Here is a 15,476-nt window from a genome sequence, read left to right as displayed (position 1 = left end):
CCGGCCCTCCCCGCAGGGAGCGCCGGGCCTCGCCCGATGCACGAGGTGCCGCGGGACCTACAGCCCCACAGCCTTCCGCAGCGCCTCCACCCGGTCCGTCCGCTCCCAGGTGAAGTCGGGGACGGCCCGGCCGAAGTGGCCGTACGCGGCGGTCTGGGCGTAGATGGGGCGGAGGAGGTCCAGGTCGCGGATGATCGCGGCCGGGCGGAGGTCGAAGACCTCGGCGATGGCGGTCTCGATCCGGTCCGTGTCGACCTTGGCCGTGCCGAAGGTCTCGACGAACAGGCCCACCGGCTCGGCCTTGCCGATCGCGTAGGCGACCTGGACCTCGCAGCGGGCCGCGAGGCCGGCCGCGACGACGTTCTTGGCGACCCAGCGCATGGCGTAGGCGGCCGAGCGGTCGACCTTGGACGGGTCCTTGCCGGAGAAGGCGCCGCCGCCGTGGCGGGCCATGCCGCCGTACGTGTCGATGATGATCTTGCGGCCGGTCAGGCCGGCGTCGCCCATCGGGCCGCCGATCTCGAAGCGGCCGGTGGGGTTGACCAGCAGGCGGTAGCCCTCGGTGTCCAGCTTGATGCCGTCGTCCAGGAGCGCCTTGAGCTCCGGCTCGACGACGAACTCGCGGATGTCGGGGGCCAGGAGCGAGTCCAGGTCGATGTCCGACGCGTGCTGCGAGGAGACGACGACCGTGTCGAGGCGGACGGCCTTGTCGCCGTCGTACTCGATGGTGACCTGGGTCTTGCCGTCGGGGCGCAGGTAGGGGATGGTCCCGTTCTTGCGGACCTCGGACAGGCGGCGCGAGAGGCGGTGCGCGAGGTGGATCGGGAGCGGCATGAGCTCCGGGGTCTCGTCGCAGGCGTAGCCGAACATCAGGCCCTGGTCGCCCGCGCCCTGCTTGTCGAGCTCGTCCTCGTCGCCCTCGACCCGCTTCTCGTACGCGGTGTCGACGCCCTGCGCGATGTCCGGGGACTGGGCGCCGATGGACACCGACACGCCACAGGAGGCACCGTCGAAGCCCTTCTTCGACGAGTCGTAGCCGATCTCGAGGATCTTCTCGCGCACCAGCTGCGCGATCGGCGCGTACGCCTTGGTCGTGACCTCACCGGCGACGTGCACGAGGCCGGTGGTGATGAGCGTTTCGACGGCGACACGTGAGGTCGGGTCCTCGCGCAGAAGCGCGTCGAGGATGGTGTCGCTGATCTGGTCGGCGATCTTGTCGGGGTGACCCTCGGTCACGGACTCCGAGGTGAAGAGACGGCGGGACACATCGCTCCCTGTGGTTGCAGCGGCTGCTGGCTGATCATTGGCGGACGGGCCGAGAGCTGCGCTCGGCGTCGTCCTGGACCAGTTTATCGGTCACGCTCCACCGCGTGGTCACTTGTCTCGCCACATGAGCCCTGTGACCTGCGGCACTGCATTGTGCGATACGACGTTCGGTCTGCACCAGAGGGCCTGCCGCCCGAATTCACAGGGTTTGAGCCCTCCGATCGAGGCGGAAGTGACGTTCGCCCCACTTTTCGGACGGCGTCCGCCCACTCTCCGGACGGACGCCATGGAGACCCCGGGAGTCACACCAGGCGCTGAACCACCAGGTCCCAGATCGTGTCCGCCAGATCCTCCTTGGGCCCGTACGGCACCGGCGTCTCGCTACCGTCCGCGCCGAGCACGATCGCCTCATTCTGCTCAGAGCCGAATGTCTTGCGTTCACCGACTTCGTTCACCACGAGCAGGTCGCAGCCCTTGCGGGCGAGCTTGGCGCGGCCGTTGGCCAGCACGTCGTCCGTCTCGGCGGCGAAGCCGACGACGATCTGGTCCGCGCGGGGGCGGTCGCCCGCGATCTCGGCCAGGATGTCCGGGTTGCGGACGAGGGCGATCGGGGCCGGGTTCTCGCCGTCCTTCTTCTTGATCTTTCCGGTGGCGTACGTCTCCGGGCGGAAGTCGGCCACGGCGGCGGCCATCACCACGGCGTCGGCGTCCGCCGCGGCCTTCAGGACGGCCTCGCGGAGCTGTACGGCGGTGCCGACGCGCACGATGTCGACGCCCGCCGGGTCCGGCAGCGTGGTGTTGGCCGCGAGGAGGGTGACGCGGGCGCCGCGGGCCGCCGCGCTGCGGGCGAGCGCGTAGCCCTGCTTGCCGGAGGAGCGGTTGCCGAGGAAGCGCACCGGGTCCAGGGGCTCGCGGGTGCCGCCGGCGCTGACCACGACGTGACGTCCGGCGAGGTCCTGGACGGCGTCGACAGCGTCGCCGCCCCGGGCGAGGACGCGGCGTACGACGTCGAAGAGCTCGGCGGGCTCCGGGAAGCGGCCCTTGCCGGTGTCGACGCCGGTGAGGCGGCCGACGGCGGGGTCGACGACGAGGGCGCCGCGGCGGCGCAGCGTGGCCACGTTCTCCTGGGTGGCCGGGTGCTCCCACATCTCCGTGTGCATGGCCGGGGCGAAGACGACCGGACAGCGGGCGGTGAGGAGCGTGTTCGTGAGGAGGTCGTCGGCCAGGCCGTGGGCGGCCTTGGCGAGGATGTCGGCCGTGGCGGGCGCGACGATCACGAGGTCGGCGCCCTGTCCGATGCGTACGTGCGGCACTTCGTGGACGTCCGACCAGACCTCCGTGGAGACCGGGTGGCCGGACAGCGCCGACCAGGTCGCGGCGCCGACGAAGTGCAGCGCGGACTCGGTGGGCACGACGCGCACGTCGTGGCCGGACTCGGTGAGCCTGCGCAGCAGCTCGCACGCCTTGTAGGCGGCGATCCCGCCGCTGACCCCCAGAACGACCTTCGGCTTGTGCACCGTGCCTCCCCGCACTCGTAAACGTACGACTCCATGACACACCACGGGCCCGGCAGGTGCTCTGCCGGGCCCGTGGTGAAGGACTGCGTGCTTACTGCGCGGGGGCCTCGACGGCCTCGGACGTCAGCAGGCCCGCGTTGATCTCGCGGAGCGCGATCGACAGCGGCTTCTCGTGGACGTGGGTGTCGACCAGCGGGCCGACGTACTCCAGGAGGCCCTCGCCGAGCTGCGAGTAGTACGCGTTGATCTGACGGGCGCGCTTGGCGGCGTAGATCACAAGGCTGTACTTCGAGTCGGTTGCCTCGAGCAGCTCATCAATCGGCGGGTTGATGATGCCCTCGGGCGCGGTGATGGAAGAGGACACTCTCTGCCTTCCGAAGGGGATGGAGATCAAACAACTTTCATCAAGGCTAGCAGCTCGCGAGCCACGTCCTCGACCGAGGTGTTGACCAGGGTGGTGTCGAACTCGGCCTCCGCGGCCAGTTCGACGCGTGCGGCCTCGAGCCTGCGCTCGATCACCTCGGGCGGTTCCGTGCCCCGGCCGGTGAGCCGGCGCACCAGCTCCTCCCAGCTCGGCGGGGCCAGGAAGACGAGCTGCGCCTCGGGCATGGACTCGCGCACCAGGCGGGCACCCTGCAGGTCGATCTCCAGCAGGACGGGGACACCCGACTCCAGGTGCTCCAGGACCGCGCCGCGCGGTGTGCCGTAGCGGTTGCCCGCGAATTCCGCCCACTCCAGGAGCTCGCCATTGGCGATCAGCTTGTCCATCTCGTCGTCGGTGACGAAGAAGTAGTGGACACCGTGGCGCTCGCCGGGGCGCGGCTTGCGGGTCGTCGCCGAGACCGAGAGCCAGACCTCGGGGTGTTCCTTGCGCATATGAGCGACGACCGTGCTCTTGCCGACCCCGGAGGGGCCGGAGAGCACGGTCAGCCGCGGACGTACGTCCGGGGGTACGGGGGACGTCCCCCGGGGTGAAGCAGCCATGCAGCGATTATCCAGCCTCTCGGGACTGCCTGGGACCAGGTGCCCCCAGGAAGCCTGAGACGTCAGGCCCCGCTGCCGCCGAACTCGCGCTCGAGCGACGCGATCTGGTTGGAGCCGAGCCCGCGCACGCGGCGGCTCTCGGAAATACCGAGGCGCTCCATGATCTGCTTGGCGCGGACCTTGCCCACGCCCGGCAGGGACTCCAGGAGGGCGGAGACCTTCATCTTGCCGATGACGTCGTTCTCCTGGCCCTGCTTGATGACCTCGTGAAGGGAGGCGCCGGAGTGCTTGAGTCGATTCTTGACCTCGGCCCGCTCCCGGCGAGCCGCGGCGGCCTTTTCGAGCGCGGCTGCGCGCTGTTCAGGGGTAAGGGGCGGAAGAGCCACGCCTACGTCACCTCGGATGTCGAACTGTCGGATACGGACCGGTGAGGAACCTAGTCGCCCCACACCAGGGGAGCAACGTGCAACGCGCTTGCCCGTTAGCTCTCGTCGGAGACTAGCGGCCATGGCCGCTGGAGTCAGCGAGAACAGACGAAAAGTCCTGGTCAGCCTCGACCGAGCCTGGCATATCGGGCATTTCTCCCCGGATTTGGCCGGGTGTCGCGTAAGCAACGCGTCAGTTCGGCGGGTGTACGCCGTCGTCCGCGTCCTCCGGAAACGCGAATCCGCACCCGGAAATCCTCCGGAACCGCGTCTTCCCCTCCCCGACGTGCACCCCGTCGTGATCGCGGCGTGCGCTCACGACGAGGCGGAGACGAGACAGATCCGCGCGGACCTACGCGGCGTCCACCGCGGCCCGCACCTCGTCCGCGAACCGCGTCGCCGCGTCCCGCAGCGCGCCCGCGTCGGGCCCCGCCTTCAGGACGCCCCGGCTGACGTTCGGCACGACGTTGCGCACGGCAGCGCCGAAGACCCGCGGCAGGTCGGCCGGCGTCGCGCCCTGCGCCCCGATGCCCGGCGCGAGCAGCGGCCCGTTGATGTCGAGGTCGAACGTCGACAGATCCCCGAGCGTGGCCCCGACGACCGCCCCGTACGACCCCATGGGCGCCGCTCCGGCGTTCTCGGCCGCGAGGTGCCCCAGCATGGTGGCCCCGATGCTCCGGCCGTCCTCGCGCACCGCGCGCTGCACCTCGGCGCCCTCCGGGTTGGAGGTGAGGGCGAGCACGAAGAGGCCCGCGCCGTTCTCCCTGGCCAGGTCTACGGCGGGCTGCAGGGACCCGTACCCGAGGTAGGGCGAGACGGTCAGCGCGTCCGAGAACAGCGGCGCGTCCTTGCGCAGGAAGGTCTCCGCGTACGCGGCCATGGTGGAGCCGATGTCGCCGCGCTTGGCGTCCATGACGACCAGGCCGCCCGCCGCGCGCAGGTCCGCGACCGCCCGCTCCAGGACCGCGATGCCCCGCGAGCCGAAGCGCTCGAAGAACGCCGACTGCGGCTTGAAGACGGCCACCTGGCCGGCCAGGGCGTCGACGACGGTGCGGGTGAAGGTCTCCAGGCCCTGGATGTCGTCGTTCAGGCCCCAGGCGGCGAGCAGGGAGGCGTGCGGGTCGATGCCGACGCACAGCGGGCCGCGGGTGTCCATGGCGTGGCGCAGCCGGGCGCCGAAGGGTTCCAGGGGGCTCGTGCTGCTCATGCTGCGGAGGCCTTTCGGGTGTCGGCGCCGACCGCTTCGGCGAGCGTGGCGTACGGCGACGCGGCGAGGCGGGCGGCGAGGCCCTTGTGGACGGCGCGAGCCCAGAAGGGGCCTTCGTAGATGAACGCGCTGTAGCCCTGCACGAGCGTCGCGCCCGCGAGGATGCGCTGCCAGGCGTCCTCGGCGTTCTCGATGCCGCCGACGCCCACCAGGGTGATCCGGTCGCCCACGCGCGCGTAGAGGCGGCGCAGGACCTCCAGGGAGCGCTCCTTCAGGGGCGCGCCGGACAGGCCGCCGGTCTCCGCGACGAGCGCCGGGTCGGAGACGAGGCCGAGGCCCTCGCGCGCGATGGTGGTGTTCGTGGCGATGATGCCGTCCAGGCCGAGCTCGACCGCGAGGTCGGCGACGGCGTCGACGTCCTCGTCGGCCAGGTCGGGCGCGATCTTCACGAGCAGCGGGACGCGGCGGCCCTCGACGCTGCGGTGCGCGGCCTCGCGCACGGCGCTGAGCAGCGGGCGCAGCGACTCCGTGGCCTGGAGGTTGCGCAGGCCCGGCGTGTTCGGCGAGGAGACATTGACGACCAGGTAGTCGGCGTGCCGGGCCAGGCGCTCGGTGGACTTCACGTAGTCCGCGGCGGCCTCGGTCTCCGGCACGACCTTCGTCTTGCCGATGTTGACGCCGACGACGGCCCTGAAGACGGGCGTGCGGGCCGCCAGGCGGGCCGCCACGGCCGCGGAGCCCTCGTTGTTGAAGCCCATGCGGTTGATCAGCGCGCGGTCCGGCACGAGGCGGAAGAGGCGCTTCTTGGGGTTGCCGGGCTGCGGCTCGCCGGTGACCGTGCCGATCTCGATGTGGTCGAAGCCGAGCATGGCCATGCCGTCGATCGCGACGGCGTTCTTGTCGAACCCGGCGGCGAGCCCGAAGGGGCCGTGCATGCGCAGGCCGAAGGCCTCGGTGCGCAGCTCCTTGAAGCGCGGGGCGAGGGCGGCGGCGGCGAACGTGCGCAGCACCGGGACGCGGGCCGCGAGGCGGATCCAGCGGAACGCCAGGTGGTGGGCCCGCTCGGGGTCCATCCGCTTGAAGACCAGGCGGAAGAAGAGTTTGTACATGGGTGGTGTCCTCGGTGTCCTCATGAGGCATGAGGAGGGGGACACCGCTTCCGGTGTCCCCCTCGTGGGCTGCTAGTCGCGGGCCGCGGTCAGGTGCTGTGCGTGTTCCTGGAGCGAGCGCACGCCCACGTCTCCGTGGTTGAGCGCGTCGATGCCCTGGACGGCGGCGGCGAGGCCCTGCACGGTCGTCAGGCACGGCACGGAGCGCGCCACGGCGGCCGTGCGGATGTCGTAGCCGTCGAGGCGGCCGCCGGTGCCGTACGGGGTGTTGACGATGAGGTCGACCTGGCCGTCGTGGATGAGCTGGACGATGGTCTTCTCGCCGTTCGGGCCCTCGCCCTCGGACTGCTTGCGCACGACCGTGGCGTTGATGCCGTTGCGCTTGAGCACCTCGGCGGTACCGGAGGTGGCGAGCAACTCGAAGCCGTGGGCGACCAGTTCGCGCGCCGGGAAGATCATCGAGCGCTTGTCGCGGTTGGCCACCGAGATGAAGGCGCGGCCCTTGGTCGGCAGCGGACCGTACGCGCCCGCCTGCGACTTGGCGTACGCCGTGCCGAACACCGAGTCGATGCCCATGACTTCACCGGTGGAGCGCATCTCCGGGCCGAGCACGGTGTCGACGCCGCGGCCCTGGATGTCGCGGAAGCGCGACCAGGGCATGACGGCCTCCTTGACGGAGATCGGCGCGTCCAGCGGCAGCTCGCCGCCGTCGCCGACGGCCGGAAACAGGCCCTCCGCGCGCAGTTCGGCGATGGTCGCGCCCAGCGAGATGCGGGCGGCGGCCTTCGCGAGCGGCACCGCGGTCGCCTTCGAGGTGAAGGGGACGGTGCGCGAGGCGCGCGGGTTGGCCTCCAGGACGTACAGGATGTCCCCGGCCATCGCGAACTGGATGTTGATCAGGCCGCGGACGCCGACACCCTTGGCGATGCCCTCCGTAGAGGCACGAAGGCGCTTGATGTCGTGGCCGCCGAGGGTGATCGGGGGCAGTGCGCACGCCGAGTCGCCGGAGTGGATGCCGGCCTCCTCGATGTGCTCCATGACGCCGCCGAGGTACAGCTCGTGGCCGTCGTACAGCGCGTCCACGTCGATCTCGATCGCGTCGTCCAGGAAGCGGTCGACGAGGACCGGCCGGGACGGGCTGATCTCGGTCGACTCCTGGATGTACGCCGAAAGACGGGTCTCGTCGTACACGATCTCCATGCCGCGCCCGCCGAGGACGTAGGAGGGGCGTACGAGGACGGGGTAGCCGATCTCGTCGGCGATGGCCTTGGCCTCGGCGAAGGTCGTCGCGGTGCCGTGCTTGGGCGCGGGCAGGCCCGCCTCGGCGAGCACGCGGCCGAAGGCGCCGCGGTCCTCGGCGGCGTGGATGGCCTCGGGCGAGGTGCCCACGACCGGGACGCCGTTGTCCTTCAGTGCCTGGGAGAGGCCGAGCGGGGTCTGGCCGCCGAGCTGGACGATGACGCCCGCGACCGGGCCCGCCTGCGCTTCCGCGTGCACGATCTCCAGGACGTCCTCCAGGGTGAGCGGCTCGAAGTAGAGCCGGTCGGAGGTGTCGTAGTCCGTGGAGACGGTCTCCGGGTTGCAGTTGACCATGACGGTCTCGTAGCCCGCGTCGCTCAGCGCGAACGAGGCGTGCACGCAGGAGTAGTCGAACTCGATGCCCTGGCCGATGCGGTTCGGGCCGGAGCCCAGGATGATCACGGCGGGCTTCTCGCGCCGGGCGACCTCGGTCTCCTCGTCGTAGGAGGAGTAGAAGTACGGCGTCTTGGCGGCGAATTCGGCGGCGCAGGTGTCGACCGTCTTGTAGACAGGACGGACGCCCAGGGCGTGCCGCACCTCGCGGACGACGTCCTCGCGCAGGCCGCGGATCTCGGCGATCTGGGCGTCGGAGAAGCCGTGCCGCTTGGCCTCGGCGAGCAGCTCCGGCCCCAGCTTCTCGGCGGCCGTCAGCTCGTCGGCGATCTCCTTGATGAGGAAGAGCTGGTCGACGAACCAGGGGTCGATCTTCGTGGCGTCGAAGACCTCCTGCGGTGTGGCGCCCGCGCGGATGGCCTGCATGACGGTGTTGATACGCCCGTCGGTGGGCCGCACGGCCGCGCGGAGCAGCGTGTACTTGTCGCCGGGCTTGCCGGTGAAGGAGAACTGGCTGCCCTTCTTCTCCAGGGAGCGCAGTGCCTTCTGCAGGGCCTCGGTGAAGTTGCGGCCGATGGCCATGGCCTCGCCGACCGACTTCATGGTCGTGGTCAGCGTGGAGTCGGCCTGCGGGAACTTCTCGAAGGCGAAGCGGGGGGCCTTGACGACGACATAGTCGAGGGTCGGCTCGAAGGAGGCCGGGGTCTTCTCGGTGATGTCGTTGGGGATCTCGTCGAGCGTGTAGCCGACGGCCAGCTTCGCGGCGATCTTCGCGATGGGGAAGCCGGTGGCCTTCGAAGCGAGCGCCGAGGAGCGCGAGACGCGCGGGTTCATCTCGATGACGATGACCCGGCCGTCTTCGGGGTTGACGGCGAACTGGATGTTGCAGCCGCCGGTGTCGACGCCGACCTCACGGATGATCGCGATGCCGACGTCCCGCAGGACCTGGTACTCACGGTCGGTGAGCGTCATCGCGGGCGCGACGGTGATGGAGTCGCCGGTGTGCACACCCATCGGGTCGAAGTTCTCGATGGAGCAGACGACCACGACGTTGTCGTGCTTGTCGCGCATCAGCTCCAGCTCGTACTCCTTCCAGCCGAGGATGGACTCCTCCAGGAGCACCTCGGTGGTCGGCGACAGCGTGAGGCCCTGGCCGGCGATGCGGCGCAGCTCGTCCTCGTTGTGCGCGAAGCCGGAGCCGGCGCCGCCCATGGTGAAGGAGGGCCGTACGACGACCGGGTAGCCGCCGAGCTCGTCGACGCCCTTGATGACGTCGTCCATGGAGTGGCAGATCACGGAGCGTGCGGACTCGCCGTGGCCGGTCTTGGCGCGGACGGCCTCGACGACCTCCTTGAAGAGGTCGCGGTCCTCGCCCTTGTTGATGGCTTCGACGTTCGCGCCGATCAGCTCGACGCCGTACTTCTCCAGAACACCCTGCTCGTGCATGGAGATGGCCGTGTTGAGGGCCGTCTGGCCGCCGAGGGTGGGCAGGAGCGCGTCGGGGCGCTCCTTGGCGATGATCTTCTCGACGAACTCCGGGGTGATCGGCTCGACGTACGTGGCGTCGGCGATCTCCGGGTCGGTCATGATCGTCGCCGGGTTCGAGTTGACGAGGATGACGCGCAGGCCCTCGGCCTTGAGGACGCGGCATGCCTGGGTCCCGGAGTAGTCGAACTCCGCGGCCTGGCCGATGACGATCGGGCCGGAGCCGATGACCAGGACGGACTGGATATCGGTGCGCTTAGGCACGCTGGGCTCCTTGTTCTGCCATGAGCTGTACGAAGCGGTCGAAGAGGTACGCGGCGTCGTGCGGGCCCGCGGCCGCCTCGGGGTGGTACTGGACGCTGAACGCGGGCCGGTCGAGGAGCTGGAGGCCCTCGACGACCTGGTCGTTGAGGCACACGTGGGAGACCTCGGCGCGGCCGTAGGGGGTGTCGGAGACCCGGTCGAGCGGCGCGTCGACGGCGAAGCCGTGGTTGTGCGCGGTGACCTCGACCTTGCCCGTGGTGCGGTCCTGCACGGGCTGGTTGATGCCGCGATGCCCGTACTTCAGCTTGTACGTGCCGAAGCCGAGGGCGCGGCCGAGGATCTGGTTGCCGAAGCAGATGCCGAACAGCGGCGTCCCGCGCTCCAGGACCTCCTGCATGACGGCCACGGGGCCGTCGGCGGTGGCGGGGTCGCCGGGGCCGTTGGAGAAGAACACGCCGTCGGGGTTCACGGCGTACACGTCCTCGGCGGTCGCGGTGGCGGGCAGCACGTGCACCTCGATGCCGCGCTCGGCCATCCGCTGCGGGGTCATGCCCTTGATGCCGAGGTCGACGGCGGCGACCGTGAACTTCTTGGTGCCGATCGCGGGGACGACGTACGTCTCCTTGGTGGCGACCTCCGCGGAGAGGTTCGCGCCCTTCATCTCGGCGGCCTGGCGGACCTCAGTGAGCATCGTGCCCTCGTCGGGCAGCGCGTTGCCGGAGAAGATGCCGACGCGCATGGCGCCGCGCTCGCGCAGATGGCGGGTGAGGGCGCGGGTGTCGATGCCGCTGATGCCGACGACGCCCTGCCGCTCCAGCTCCTCGTCCAGGGAGCGCTTGGCGCGCCAGTTGGAGGGCACGCGCGCGGGGTCGCGCACCACGTAGCCGGAGACCCAGATCCGCTGCGACTCGGGGTCCTCGTCGTTGACGCCGGTGTTGCCGACGTGCGGGGCGGTCATCACGACGACCTGGCGGTGGTACGACGGGTCGGTGAGGGTCTCCTGGTAGCCGGTCATGCCAGTGGAGAACACCGCCTCTCCGAAGGTCTCCCCCACGGCCCCATAGGCACGCCCGCGGAAGATGCGGCCGTCCTCCAGGACGAGTACGGCAGGGGTCTTGCTGGCTCCCCTTGTGGAGGTCGTCATCGTGCGCCTTCCGTTTCCGTCGTGCTGCCGGTCTCGCTGTCGGACCGGGCATTGTTGATCATGTGGTTCAGGGTCTCGACCCACTCCGCCTGCTCGGCGGCGTGGTCCGAGCGGAAGCCGGAGTCCAGCAGCTTGTCGCCGTGCGCCCAGGTGACGATCAGCAGACCGCCCTCGGCGAGGACCTTGCCCGCGATGCCCTTGTCCAGGCGGGCCTCGCGCAGCGCCTCCTTCGGGATGAAGAAGTCCCGCGCCCCGGGGCGTACGACGTCCAGGCCCGCGTCGGTGAGGCTCAGCTCCACGCGGCTGCGGGTGCCCAGGCCGTGCGCCACGATCCGGTCGAGCCACTGCCCGGCGGTGGTCGAGCCGTGGTAGCGGCCGGTCATCTCAAGTTTCGCCGGGCCGGGGTCGGACGGCGCGCCGGGGAGCTCGGGCAGGTCGCCCTGGAGGGTGCCGCGCCACTTCCAGCCCTGCCGCATCAGCCAGTAGACGAGCGTGATGAAGAGCAGCAGGCCGACGACCCAGCCGATCCGGGCGGCCCAGTCGGTGACCTCGGCCGACTTCTCCTCGGCGGCCAGGTGGGTCAGGTGGGGGCTGGCAAGAAGGTGCGTTGCAGTCACTGGAGCTTCCCGTCGACGAGCGTGGCCCGGCCCCGCAGCCACGTGTGCGTGACGCGTCCCGGCAGCTCACGGCCCTCGTAGGGGGTGTTACGGCTGCGGGAGGCGAATCCCGCGGGGTCCACGGAGCCACGGTATGCCGGATCGACGAGGGTGAGGTTCGCCGGCTCGCCTGCCGAGACGGGGCGGCCGTGGCCCGCGGCCCGGCCGATCCGCGCGGGCGTGTGCGACATGCGCTCGGCGACGCCCGCCCAGGTGAGCAGGCCCGTCTCGACCATCGTGTGCTGCACGACGGACAGGGCGGTCTCCAGGCCGACCATGCCCATGGCGGCCGCACCCCACTCGCAGTCCTTGTCCTCGTGCGGGTGCGGGGCGTGGTCGGTGGCGACGATGTCGATGGTTCCGTCGGCCAGGGCCTCACGCAGCGCCATGACGTCGCGCTCCGTGCGCAGCGGCGGGTTGACCTTGTAGACGGGGTTGTACGTCCGTACGAGCTCGTCGGTGAGGAGCAGGTGGTGCGGCGTGACCTCCGCGGTCACGTCGATGCCGCGCGACTTGGCCCAGCGCACGATCTCCACGGAGCCCGCGGTCGACAGGTGGCAGATGTGCACCCGCGAACCCACGTGCTCGGCGAGCAGGACGTCCCTGGCGATGATCGACTCCTCGGCGACCGCCGGCCAGCCGCCCAGCCCGAGCTCCGCCGAGACGACGCCCTCGTTCATCTGGGCGCCCTCGGTGAGCCGCGGCTCCTGCGCGTGCTGCGCGACGACACCGCCGAAGGCCTTCACGTACTCCAGGGCGCGCCGCATGATCACGGCGTCGTCGACGCACTTGCCGTCGTCGGAGAAGACCGTGACGCCGGCCGCCGACTCGTGCATGGCGCCCAGCTCGGCGAGCTTCTTGCCCTCGAGGCCGACGGTGACGGCGCCGATGGGCTGCACGTCGCAGTAGCCGGACTCCTTGCCGAGCCGCCAGACCTGCTCGACGACGCCCGCGGTGTCGGCGACGGGGAAGGTGTTGGCCATCGCGAACACGGAGGTGAAGCCGCCGCTCGCGGCGGCCCGGGTGCCGGTGAGGACGGTCTCGGAGTCCTCGCGGCCGGGCTCGCGGAGGTGGGTGTGCAGGTCGACCAGGCCCGGCAGCAGAATCTTGCCGTCGGCCTCGATCACCTGGGCGCCCTCGTCGCTCAGCCCGGCGCCGACCGCCTCGACGACCTCACCGTCGACGAGTACGTCCTGCGTCTCGCCGCCCAGCACCCGCGCCCCACGGATAAGGATCTTGCTCATGGTCTTCACTTCTCCTCGGTACGGGTGTGGGTGACGGCGGGCTCGTTGCCGCCCAGCAGCAGGTACAGGACGGCCATGCGGATCGAGACGCCGTTGGCGACCTGTTCGACGACCGTGCAGCGGTCGGAGTCGGCGACCTCGGCGGTGATCTCCATGCCGCGGACCATCGGGCCGGGGTGCATCACGATGGCGTGCTCGGGCATCTTCGCCATGCGGTCGCCGTCGAGGCCGTAGCGGCGCGAGTACTCGCGCTCGGTGGGGAAGAACGCGGCGTTCATGCGCTCGCGCTGCACCCGCAACATCATCACGGCGTCGGACTTGGGCAGCACGCGGTCGAGGTCGTACGACACCTCGCACGGCCAGTGCTCGACGCCCACCGGCACCAGGGTGGGCGGCGCGACGAGGGTGACCTCGGCGCCGAGCGTGTGCAGCAGGTCCACGTTGGAGCGGGCGACGCGGCTGTGCAGGATGTCGCCGACAACGGTGATGCTCTTGCCGGCCAGGTCCTGGCCGAGCCCGGCGTCCCGGCCGACCAGGCGGCGGCGCATGGTGAAGGCGTCGAGCAGAGCCTGGGTGGGGTGCTGGTGGGTGCCGTCACCGGCGTTGATGACGGTGGCGTCGATCCAGCCGGAGGTCGCCAGGCGGTAGGGCGCGCCGGAGGCCCCGTGGCGGATGACGACGGCGTCGACGCCCATGGCCTCCAGGGTCTGGGCGGTGTCCTTCAGGGACTCGCCCTTGGAGACGGACGATCCCTTGGCGGCGAAGTTGATGACGTCGGCGGAGAGGCGCTTCTCGGCGGCCTCGAAGGAGATCCGGGTCCGGGTCGAGTCCTCGAAGAAGAGGTTGACCACGGTGCGGCCGCGCAGCGCGGGCAGCTTCTTGATCGGCCGGTCGGCGACGCGGGCCATCTCCTCCGCGGTGTCGAGGATGAGAACGGCGTCGTCGCGGGTGAGGTCGGCGGCCGAGATGAGGTGTCGCATCATCTGGTGGGCTCCGTAAGGGAATTCAGGTGTGCGGGTGCCCGGGCGGAGGTGTCCCCGGGGGCACGGCGGGCATGCGGGCGCGCGTCAGCTCGCGCACGGGCAACGGGCCCCGAAGGGCCGGCCGTACGGGAAGGAGCTAGCGCTCGCCGGCCGGAGCGGTCGGCTTGGCACCGAGCAGCACGGCGTCGCGGCCGTCCTCCTCGGCGAGCTGGACCTTGACCGTCTCCCGCAGCGACGTCGGGAGGTTCTTGCCGACGTAGTCGGCGCGGATGGGCAGTTCTCGGTGGCCGCGGTCGACGAGGACGGCAAGCTGCACCGCGCGCGGGCGGCCGATGTCGTTCAGGGCGTCGAGGGCGGCGCGAATCGTGCGGCCGGAGAAGAGCACGTCGTCGACCAGGACGACCAGACGGCCGTCGATGCCGTCACCGGGGATATCGGTGCGGGCGAGCGCGCGCGGGGGGTGCATGCGCAGGTCGTCGCGGTACATCGTGATGTCGAGGGAGCCGACCGGGATCTTGCGGCCGGTGATCTCTTCGAGCTTCGCGGCGAGCCGCTGGCCGAGGAAGACACCACGAGTGGGAATGCCGAGCAGGACCACGTCCTCCGCGCCCTTGGCGCGCTCGACGATTTCGTGAGCGATACGGGTCAGCACCCGTGCGATGTCCGGGCCTTCGAGAACGGGCCGGGCGACACCGGAGTCTTGCGAGTCCATGAAAAACGGACCTCCTTCTCCGCCTCACGGGACGGACTTTAAAGGACGTCTAAATTGCGCCAACTGCGTCAGCAGCGTCATTCACGGTACCAGCAACGGCAACGCGCGCCGTCACCACCCCCACGGAAGAGGCCCTCGGACTCATTCGGCTTGACGCGGCCAAGTAACGCTGCGTAACCTCACAGTGAGTCACCAGCCGCGCGGCGGAGCCGCACGTTGTCACAGCGTCCGGGGAGCTATATGTCCAGCGAATACGCCAAACAGCTCGGGGCCAAGCTCCGCGCCATCCGCACCCAGCAGGGCCTTTCCCTCCACGGCGTCGAGGAGAAGTCCCAGGGTCGCTGGAAGGCGGTCGTGGTGGGGTCGTACGAGCGCGGCGACCGTGCCGTGACCGTGCAGCGCCTCGCCGAGCTGGCGGATTTCTACGGCGTTCCGGTGCAGGAACTCCTTCCGGGCACGCCGCCCGGTGGTGCCGCCGAGCCCCCGCCCAAGCTGGTCCTCGACCTGGAGCGGCTTGCCCACGTCCCGGCCGAGAAGGCGGGCCCCTTGCAGCGCTATGCGGCGACGATCCAGTCGCAGCGCGGCGACTACAACGGCAAGGTGCTCTCCATCCGCCAGGACGACCTGCGCACCCTCGCCGTCATCTACGACCAGTCGCCCTCGGTGCTCACCGAGCAGCTCATCAGCTGGGGCGTCCTTGACGCGGACGCGCGCCGCGCGGTGGCCCACGAAGAGGTCTGAATCCCCCCAAGGGAGACTTGAGCAGAAACGTGCCGCCGGGGTGGCCGGAACCCATAGTGTTCCGGCCACCCCGGCGGCTTTGTGCGTGCACTCCGGAAAACCCCTGG

The 15,476-nt window shown here is 70.5% G+C and carries 14 protein-coding genes; 1 reads left to right on the top strand and 13 read right to left on the bottom strand.

Annotated elements, in window-relative coordinates:
* Positions 1 to 57: 57 nt before the first annotated feature.
* The 13 genes from metK to pyrR all read right to left on the bottom strand — a co-directional run bounded on the left by metK (position 58) and on the right by pyrR (position 14,628).
* Positions 58 to 1,266 carry a methionine adenosyltransferase gene (gene metK / locus AC0KTA_RS32055; protein ID WP_481051688.1) on the bottom strand — a complete coding sequence of 403 codons (1,209 nt, stop codon included), beginning with the start codon at positions 1,264 to 1,266 and terminating at the stop codon, positions 58 to 60.
* Positions 1,267 to 1,568: 302 nt separating this feature from the next.
* The gene (coaBC, locus tag AC0KTA_RS32050) at positions 1,569 to 2,783 is read right to left on the bottom strand and encodes a bifunctional phosphopantothenoylcysteine decarboxylase/phosphopantothenate--cysteine ligase CoaBC (RefSeq protein WP_481051687.1); all 1,215 of its coding nucleotides are present in this window, start codon (positions 2,781 to 2,783) and stop codon (positions 1,569 to 1,571) included.
* Positions 2,784 to 2,874: 91 nt separating this feature from the next.
* Entirely contained in the window at positions 2,875 to 3,147 is a 273-nt protein-coding gene (gene rpoZ, locus AC0KTA_RS32045; protein WP_030360466.1) for a DNA-directed RNA polymerase subunit omega, read from the bottom strand.
* Positions 3,148 to 3,173: 26 nt separating this feature from the next.
* Complete coding sequence (gene gmk / locus AC0KTA_RS32040) at positions 3,174 to 3,767, bottom strand: guanylate kinase (protein ID WP_481051686.1); 594 nt, start codon at positions 3,765 to 3,767, stop codon at positions 3,174 to 3,176.
* A gap of 62 nt (positions 3,768 to 3,829) precedes the next feature.
* Entirely contained in the window at positions 3,830 to 4,153 is a 324-nt protein-coding gene (locus AC0KTA_RS32035; protein WP_016638838.1) for an integration host factor, read from the bottom strand.
* A gap of 391 nt (positions 4,154 to 4,544) precedes the next feature.
* A complete protein-coding gene (gene pyrF, locus AC0KTA_RS32030; protein ID WP_481051685.1) occupies positions 4,545 to 5,399 on the bottom strand; it encodes an orotidine-5'-phosphate decarboxylase in 855 nt (284 codons plus the stop codon).
* Positions 5,396 to 6,508, bottom strand: coding sequence for a quinone-dependent dihydroorotate dehydrogenase (locus AC0KTA_RS32025; protein WP_481051684.1), 1,113 nt, complete (start codon positions 6,506 to 6,508; stop codon positions 5,396 to 5,398). The genes pyrF and AC0KTA_RS32025 overlap by 4 nt, the downstream gene beginning before the upstream one ends.
* A gap of 72 nt (positions 6,509 to 6,580) precedes the next feature.
* Positions 6,581 to 9,889 (bottom strand): carbamoyl-phosphate synthase large subunit, encoded by a 3,309-nt coding sequence (carB, locus tag AC0KTA_RS32020; RefSeq protein ID WP_481051683.1) that lies wholly within the window; start codon positions 9,887 to 9,889, stop codon positions 6,581 to 6,583.
* Complete coding sequence (carA, locus tag AC0KTA_RS32015) at positions 9,882 to 11,033, bottom strand: glutamine-hydrolyzing carbamoyl-phosphate synthase small subunit (RefSeq protein ID WP_481051682.1); 1,152 nt, start codon at positions 11,031 to 11,033, stop codon at positions 9,882 to 9,884. Before carA ends, carB begins: the two co-directional genes overlap by 8 nt.
* A complete protein-coding gene (locus AC0KTA_RS32010) occupies positions 11,030 to 11,650 on the bottom strand; it encodes a PH-like domain-containing protein (protein WP_481051681.1) in 621 nt (206 codons plus the stop codon). Before AC0KTA_RS32010 ends, carA begins: the two co-directional genes overlap by 4 nt.
* Positions 11,647 to 12,933, bottom strand: coding sequence for a dihydroorotase (locus AC0KTA_RS32005; RefSeq protein ID WP_481051680.1), 1,287 nt, complete (start codon positions 12,931 to 12,933; stop codon positions 11,647 to 11,649). Before AC0KTA_RS32005 ends, AC0KTA_RS32010 begins: the two co-directional genes overlap by 4 nt.
* Before the next feature lie 5 nt (positions 12,934 to 12,938).
* Entirely contained in the window at positions 12,939 to 13,916 is a 978-nt protein-coding gene (locus tag AC0KTA_RS32000; RefSeq protein WP_481051679.1) for an aspartate carbamoyltransferase catalytic subunit, read from the bottom strand.
* Between the two features lie 136 nt (positions 13,917 to 14,052).
* On the bottom strand, positions 14,053 to 14,628 hold the full coding sequence (pyrR, locus tag AC0KTA_RS31995; RefSeq protein WP_016638846.1) for a bifunctional pyr operon transcriptional regulator/uracil phosphoribosyltransferase PyrR: 576 nt from the start codon (positions 14,626 to 14,628) through the stop codon (positions 14,053 to 14,055).
* 240 nt (positions 14,629 to 14,868) lie between these two features.
* On the opposite strand from pyrR, the gene bldD reads away from it, so the two are divergent.
* Complete coding sequence (gene bldD / locus AC0KTA_RS31990; protein WP_016638847.1) at positions 14,869 to 15,369, top strand: transcriptional regulator BldD; 501 nt, start codon at positions 14,869 to 14,871, stop codon at positions 15,367 to 15,369.
* Positions 15,370 to 15,476 lie beyond the last annotated feature (107 nt).

Source organism: Streptomyces sp. Y309, from assembly GCF_056712025.1.
This window is presented reverse-complemented; position numbering and strand designations above follow the sequence as displayed.